Source organism: bacterium (assembly GCA_030654305.1).
Classification (GTDB): Bacteria; Krumholzibacteriota; Krumholzibacteriia; order LZORAL124-64-63; family LZORAL124-64-63; genus PNOJ01.
Genome location: JAURXS010000524.1, coordinates 1 through 5867, shown reverse-complemented (window position 1 = coordinate 5867; position 5867 = coordinate 1). Strand labels below are relative to the sequence as shown.

Annotated in this window: 7 protein-coding genes and 1 pseudogene; 2 read left to right on the top strand and 6 right to left on the bottom strand. The window is 71.0% G+C overall.

All coding sequences use genetic code 11. The features are described from left to right. Both fliS and Q7W29_14765 read left to right on the top strand, forming a co-directional pair. The coding region (gene fliS / locus Q7W29_14770; protein ID MDO9173084.1) for a flagellar export chaperone FliS at positions 1–491 on the top strand (491 nt) is incomplete at its 5' end. Between the two features lies 1 nt (position 492). Continuing rightward, on the top strand, positions 493–819 hold the full coding sequence (locus Q7W29_14765; GenBank protein MDO9173083.1) for a hypothetical protein: 327 nt from the start codon (positions 493–495) through the stop codon (positions 817–819). A gap of 100 nt (positions 820–919) precedes the next feature. Here the strand turns inward: Q7W29_14765 and csrA are convergent. From csrA to Q7W29_14735, 6 genes and pseudogenes are all read right to left on the bottom strand, one after another. Then, a pseudogene (gene csrA / locus Q7W29_14760) lies at positions 920–1075 on the bottom strand (carbon storage regulator CsrA). Between the two features lie 83 nt (positions 1076–1158). Continuing rightward, positions 1159–1698 (bottom strand): flagellar assembly protein FliW, encoded by a 540-nt coding sequence (locus tag Q7W29_14755; GenBank protein ID MDO9173082.1) that lies wholly within the window; start codon positions 1696–1698, stop codon positions 1159–1161. Positions 1699–1726: 28 nt separating this feature from the next. Then, positions 1727–3277, bottom strand: a complete 1551-nt coding sequence (locus tag Q7W29_14750; GenBank protein MDO9173081.1) for a hypothetical protein — start codon at positions 3275–3277, stop codon at positions 1727–1729. Positions 3278–3291: 14 nt separating this feature from the next. Then, positions 3292–4665, bottom strand: coding sequence for a flagellar hook-associated protein FlgK (gene flgK / locus Q7W29_14745; protein MDO9173080.1), 1374 nt, complete (start codon positions 4663–4665; stop codon positions 3292–3294). 9 nt (positions 4666–4674) lie between these two features. Next, positions 4675–5205 (bottom strand): flagellar export chaperone FlgN, encoded by a 531-nt coding sequence (flgN, locus tag Q7W29_14740; protein MDO9173079.1) that lies wholly within the window; start codon positions 5203–5205, stop codon positions 4675–4677. Beyond that, complete coding sequence (locus Q7W29_14735; protein ID MDO9173078.1) at positions 5202–5828, bottom strand: lytic transglycosylase domain-containing protein; 627 nt, start codon at positions 5826–5828, stop codon at positions 5202–5204. Before Q7W29_14735 ends, flgN begins: the two co-directional genes overlap by 4 nt. Positions 5829–5867 lie beyond the last annotated feature (39 nt).

The following is a 5867-nucleotide window of genomic DNA, read 5'->3' as shown; positions in this document are numbered from 1 at the left end:
ACCAGGGAATCCGCCAGTACCAGCAGACGACGATCTGCAGCCAGAGTCCCGAGCGGCTGATCGTCATGCTCTACGAAGGAGCCTTGCGCTTCCTGGAAAGCGCCCGGGCCGCCGCCCGGGACGGCGACCTCCCGACCATGGGACGGCACGTGGGCCGCGCCCAGATGATCGTCCTGGAACTGCAGTGCAGCCTCGACCGCGAGGTCGGCGGCAACGTGGCGACCAATCTGGATTCCCTCTACGGTTTCATCCTGCGGGAACTGACCGCCCTGCGGCTCGACGCCGACGTCCAGCACATCGCGGACATCCGACGCGTCCTGCTGCCCCTGCTGGCGGCCTGGCGCGCGATCCCCCCCGGCACGGCCGAAGCGGCGCGCCGCCGACCGGACCGCGCCATCGCTGGGACGGGCACGGATGTTGCGGGTCAACACACGGGTACGAGGTCGGAGACCACTTCCGAGCTTCAATCGGAACTTTGCTTGGCAGTGTGAGATGGATGAAAGTATTCTCAAATTGCTGGAACTGTCCCACGCCCTGCGGGCCTGCCTGGATAAAGGCGACCTGAAGGACTGCACCCCCATCCTGGAAGAACGCGGCCGCCTGTTGCGTGAACTCGCCCAGCGGTTCGACCCCGCCAACGGTCGTCAACCGCCGCCGGAGCTCCAGCCAGCGTTGGTCGTGATCCGCGACCTCGACCGGGCCCTGGAATCCCGATTGACCGAAGAACTCGCGGCCACGGGCCAGACGCTGGCCCGCCTCTCCCCCAAACGGAAACGGGATGCCGATCCGGCACCCCGTTGTCTCGACCGTCAAGCCTGATTCCCCCGGTCTAGCCCTGCTTCGTCCCGTCCGCGCCCCCGTTGCCCGGGAAGGCGTTCGGATCGGGCGGCGGCGACTCGGCGGCCTTCAGGGTGATGTTCTTGATCTCCTCGTAGATCTCGTGGCGGTGCACGGGGATGCTGCGGGGGGCGTCGATGCCCACCTGGACCTGATCGCCGCGAATATCGACGATCATGATCGAGATGTCGTCCCCGATCATGATCTTCTCATTGCGTTTGCGACTGAGGATGAGCACGTGACCTCCATGTCCCGCTCTTGCCTGTCCCGCTCGTGCCGAACACGTCCCGACGCCGCCCGCGCGGCGTCCGGAGCCCGTGTCTAGGTCGTCCCGACCAGGTCTGCGACGTTGCCGGTCTCGCGGCTGCCGGCAGCATACCCGCCGGTGCGCTCCTTGTCCACCGCCGTCGGTCGGCCGTCCGCCACCCCGACCGTCCGGGCCTCGCGGCAGGCGCGCCCGAACCGGGCCTGGTCGATGGGATGCCGCAGGTTCCAGCGCTCGTCGACCAACACCATCTGCAACCCGTTGCGGTTCTTCGAGTTGACCAGCAAGGGCGCCGACAGGTTGCCGGTGACGCTGGCGCCGCCGACGGCCACGGTCGCGATGACCATGACGACCAGATCCTCGGGATCGGACACCCCCAGCCGGTCCAGCACCGCGGCCTGGACTTCGAAACCGTACTCCCCATGGAAGTAGCCGGGATCGGCCACCGGCACCCGGAAAGCCACCCGGTCCAGGGATTGGAGCCATTTCATCGGCAGCGGGGGATCCATGTCAACCAGAATCCAGCGCTTCAGATCGGGCAACCCCACCAGACCGTCGCGGAAGGTCAGGGTCGCCGCACCTTCGTTCTGCACCATGATGGCCACTCCTTCGTGTCGCACTCGCCTACAGGTAATCGAACAGGCTCATCTGCATCAACTGGCTCGAGACCATCAGGCTCGCCTGGTAGGTCGTCTCGGCCATCTTCAGATCCGAGGACAGCTGGATCAGGTCGGCGTCGCGGATGTCCGACAGGTTGCGGCTCAGCGCGATGTCGTGCTCGGCGTTGAGCCCCTCCATCCAGTCGAGCATGGTCTCGCGGCCGCCCAGGGAGGTCTCGAGCCTCAAGAGGTGCTCCTCGAGGGCCTCCAGCTCGCCCAGGCCGCGGCGCATGCCGTCGAGGTCGCTGGCCTGCATGGCCGCCTGGAGGTCGTCCAGGACGCCGAACAGGCGTTGCGGGTGCCCCTCGCCGAGCAGGCCCAGGGCCGCCGCGGTCCCGTCGGACGGCAGGGCGGAGATCGTGAAGGCGGTGCCCGACGCCGAGCTGACGTTCAGGGCCGCGCCGTCCAGCTGCAGCGCCAGCGGCGGCAGGCCGGCGGCCGTCACGGCCGACTCGAAGAGGGTGCGGACGTCGCCGAGCGTCGTGGCGCCCGCGAGGTTCACCGTCGCCGTCGCGCCGTCGACCTCCACCTGCAGGGAGCCCAGGGGCAGCTGCCCCGAGAGCGAGGGCACGTCGGCCAGGGCGACCGTCCAGTCCGGGGCCGCCCTCACGTCCGTGCCGGTCACGACGCCGTCCGCCGAGCTGCCGACCAGGCCGAGGGAGAGCGCCGTATCGCCGCCGGCGGGATCGCCGAAGGTCAGCGGGCCGCCGGCGGGGTCGGCGACCTGCAGTCCCGAGCCGTCGGCGGACAGCGAGGCGGTCAGCCCGGCCGCGTTCAGCAGCGACAACACGTCGCCGACGGTGCCCGCGCCGGACAGGTCGAGCTGCATCTGCACGCCGTCGGCTCCCGTCCACTGGACGAGGCCCGGCTCCCACCCCTCGCCGTAGGCCAGGTCGTCGAGCGAGGTGCCGGCGGTCAGCGCCGGGGCCAGGTCGCCGATGCCCAGCAGCGTCGAGGCGGCGGTGCCGATCAGCTCGCTGCCCGGGATGTTCACGGGCATGTTGGTGTGCGCGCCGATCTGCACGCCCATGATGCCGAGGTCGCCCTGGTAGACGATCTCCCCGCCCACGCGCACGAACGAGGCGATGTCGGTGCGGAAGCCGCCGAACAGGGAGTTCCCCTCGACGGACTGGTTCACGATCCCGAGCACCTGCTGCACGATGGCGCCGATCGCCGTGGCCCCGATCCGGTTGGTCTCGGACGAGGCGGAGCCGCTGACCTCCCGCTGCGCCAGTTCGCGCGCGTCGCGCAGCGCCTCGACCAGGTCCAGCAGCGCGGTGTCGGTCTGCTGCACCATGGTGCGGGCGCGCTCGATGTTGCGCGCGTACTGGCCGTTCTCCAGCAGCAGCGACTCGTATTGCCGGATCAGGCCGACTCCCTGCGGGTCGTCGGCGTAGTCGTTCACGCGCCAGCTGCTGGACACCTGTTCCTGCAGGCGGGTCAGGCTGAGCAGGTTGGCGTTGTTGTTCTTGTAGATCAGGCTCGCGATGTGGCTGTTGGTCACTCTCGTGATCATGGGCGTCCTTCCGGTCAGACCATCGTCAGGATGGTGTCGAACATGTCCTGCACCATGGCGATGACCTTGGCATTCGCCTCGTACGCGTTCTGGAACAGCGCCAGGTTGGCCGCTTCCTCGTCCAGGCTGACGCCCCGGATCGAATCCAGGCGCGTGCCCAGGGACTCCACGAGCTGGGTCTGGGAGGTGAGCCGATCACCGCTGGCCGCGCTGCGGGAGGCGAGGTCCAGGACCAGGGAGTTGAACATCTCGGTGAGGCTCCGGCCCTCCACCACCGAGGTGCCGGACTGGCCGAGCGCGGCGATCTCCAGCGCGATGTCGGTGTCGCCCTCCAGCCCGGAGCGGGAAGCCGCCACGCGGGTCGGGTCGTCCGCCAGGGCCGGGTTCAGCGCGATGTTGGCGGCCGAGTCGCCGGTGAAGAACAGCACGCCGCTGCCGTCGGCCGTGCGGCCCTGGGAGTGCAGCGCGTTGACCCGTTCGATCAGCGCGGCCGCCACCTCGTCCAGGCGGGCCCGCGCGTGCAGCACCTGCTCGTCGCGGGCCTCGATCAACCCCTGCAGCGAGCCTTCGCCCAGTTCCACGTCGTAGCCGCCGGCGACGGTCGTCACCCGCGCCGCGCCGGCGCCGGTGCCGTCGCCGTCGTCCCGCGCGACGGTCAGCGCCTGCACGTGCTCGCGCGTGACCACGGTGCGCCCCCCGATCAGGACGTCGACCGTGCCGTCGTCGCGCTCGATCGCCTCGGCCTGCGTCAGCTGCGCGATCTCGTCCAGCACCGCGCTGCGCTGGTCGCGCAGGTCGTTGGCTGACGTGGCCGACGACTCGCTCATGACGATGAGCCGGTTGAGGTCGGCGACGTTGTTCAGCAGCGCGTTCAGGCGGTCGACGCCGTTCTGCAGCCGCGTGTCGAGGTCCCGGGACAGCTCGTCGAGCGAGGCGCTCATGTTGCGGAATCCGGCGGCCAGCCGGTCGGCGGTGTCGGCGACGTTTTCCTGGAGTGTCAGGTTGACGGGGGGCGAGGCCAGGCTGCTCCAGGCATTGAAGAACTCGCTCATGACGGTCCCGAGGTGGTTGTTCTCGACCGAGCCGAAGACGGCCTCGACGTCGCCGAGCGCCAGGTCCACGGTGTCGAACTGGCTCAGGCGGGCGTCCTGCGCCCGCAGCCGACCGGTCAGGAACTCGTCGGTCATGCGCCGGACGTCGAGCACCTGGGTGCCGGTGCCCAGCACGCCGTAGGTGAGCGACTGGCCGCGCTGGGCGCCGGTCAGGGTCCGCTGCCGGCTGTAGCCGGCCGTGCTCGCGTTGGCGATGTTGTGGCCGGTGGTCTGCAGGGACGCCCCGGCCGAGAACATGCCGCTCAGCCCGATCCGCATGATGCTGTTGAGGCTCATCTCACTCCCTCAGGCCTGGCGTTCCAGGACGTTGGCCGACCCGCCGGTCGGCCGGTGGCCGCGATCGTCGTAGCAGGGGGCCTGCCCGGCCACGCCGCGCCGGAACACGGCCGCCTCCCCGGCGGCCAGGTCCAGGCAGAAGCGGGCCAGCACGCCGTTGAGCGAGTTCTGCCGCACCAGGTCGGTCGCGGTCCGCTCCCAGTCCCCCAGGACCCGCCGCAACTCCTCCCCCTGCCTGCCGGCGGCGCGCCGGGACAGGCGGGACATGCGCAGCTCCCCGAGGGGGATGCCCAGCCGTCCGCCGACCTCGAGCAGGAACCGTTCCCGTCGCGAGCGGGCCTCGCGGGCCGACGGCAGGTAGCGCCCCCACTCGCGGGCGTTGAACTCCAGCCTGGGCACGTCCTGGCGGCGCATGTAGCGGTTCTGGCGCACGGCCAGACGCAGCAGACGCCGGTACTCGCGGTCCTCGCTCGCGAGCAGGCCGGTCAGCCGCTCGCAGTCCTCCGGCGCCGGGAGCGCCGTGTCGACGTGGTGGCTCATGAATCCTCCTTCACCGCCGGCGCCTCGCCGGCGGTGCCGGTCAGGCGGCGGAACATGTCCGTGATGCGCGCGACGTACTGCTGCGTCTCGCGGAAGGGCGGCACGCTGCGCCCGGCGCGGTCGACGTTGCCGGGCCCGGCGTTGTAGGCCGCCAGGGCCAGGGTCAGGTCGCCGCCGTAGCGCTCCTGCATCTTCGCCAGGTAGCGGGCGCCGCCGCGGACCCCCGACGCCGGGTCGTGCGGGTCGCGCACGCCCAGCTCGCGGGCCGTGGCCGGCATCAGCTGCATGAGGCCGCGGGCGCCCCTGGGAGAGACGGCGCGGGCGTCGCCGCCGGATTCCTGCATGATCACCGCGAGGACCAGTTCGGGCGCGAGCCCGGTCTCGCGAGCCGCCGCCTCGATGGCCGGGCCGTGGGTGCGGACGGTGTCGGCCGCCGCCTTGCCCAGCAGCGACGCGCGCGCGCCCAGGCTGTCAGCGGTGATGGAGCTGTCCGCGGTGATGGCGCCGTCCGCCGTGTCGGCGACCGCCGCGGTGGTGCGCGGGGGCGCCGCCCCGTAGGCGGCCAGCGCCCGGCGAGCGGTGTCCGAAGCCAGCGCACGCTGACGGACGGGCGGGGGCGGCAGGACCGCCGCGGGGCGGGACTCCGGTACGGCCGGCGTTGC

Excerpts from the sequence above, each read along its gene's own strand:
- Q7W29_14765 (MDO9173083.1), top strand. The coding sequence starts at position 493 with ATGGATGAAAGTATTCTCAAATTGCTGGAACTGTCCCACGCCCTGCGG.
- flgN (MDO9173079.1), bottom strand. The coding sequence starts at position 5,205 with ATGAGCCACCACGTCGACACGGCGCTCCCGGCGCCGGAGGACTGCGAG.
- flgK (MDO9173080.1), bottom strand. The coding sequence starts at position 4,665 with ATGAGCCTCAACAGCATCATGCGGATCGGGCTGAGCGGCATGTTCTCG.
- Q7W29_14750 (MDO9173081.1), bottom strand. The coding sequence starts at position 3,277 with ATGATCACGAGAGTGACCAACAGCCACATCGCGAGCCTGATCTACAAG.
- Q7W29_14755 (MDO9173082.1), bottom strand. The coding sequence starts at position 1,698 with ATGGTGCAGAACGAAGGTGCGGCGACCCTGACCTTCCGCGACGGTCTG.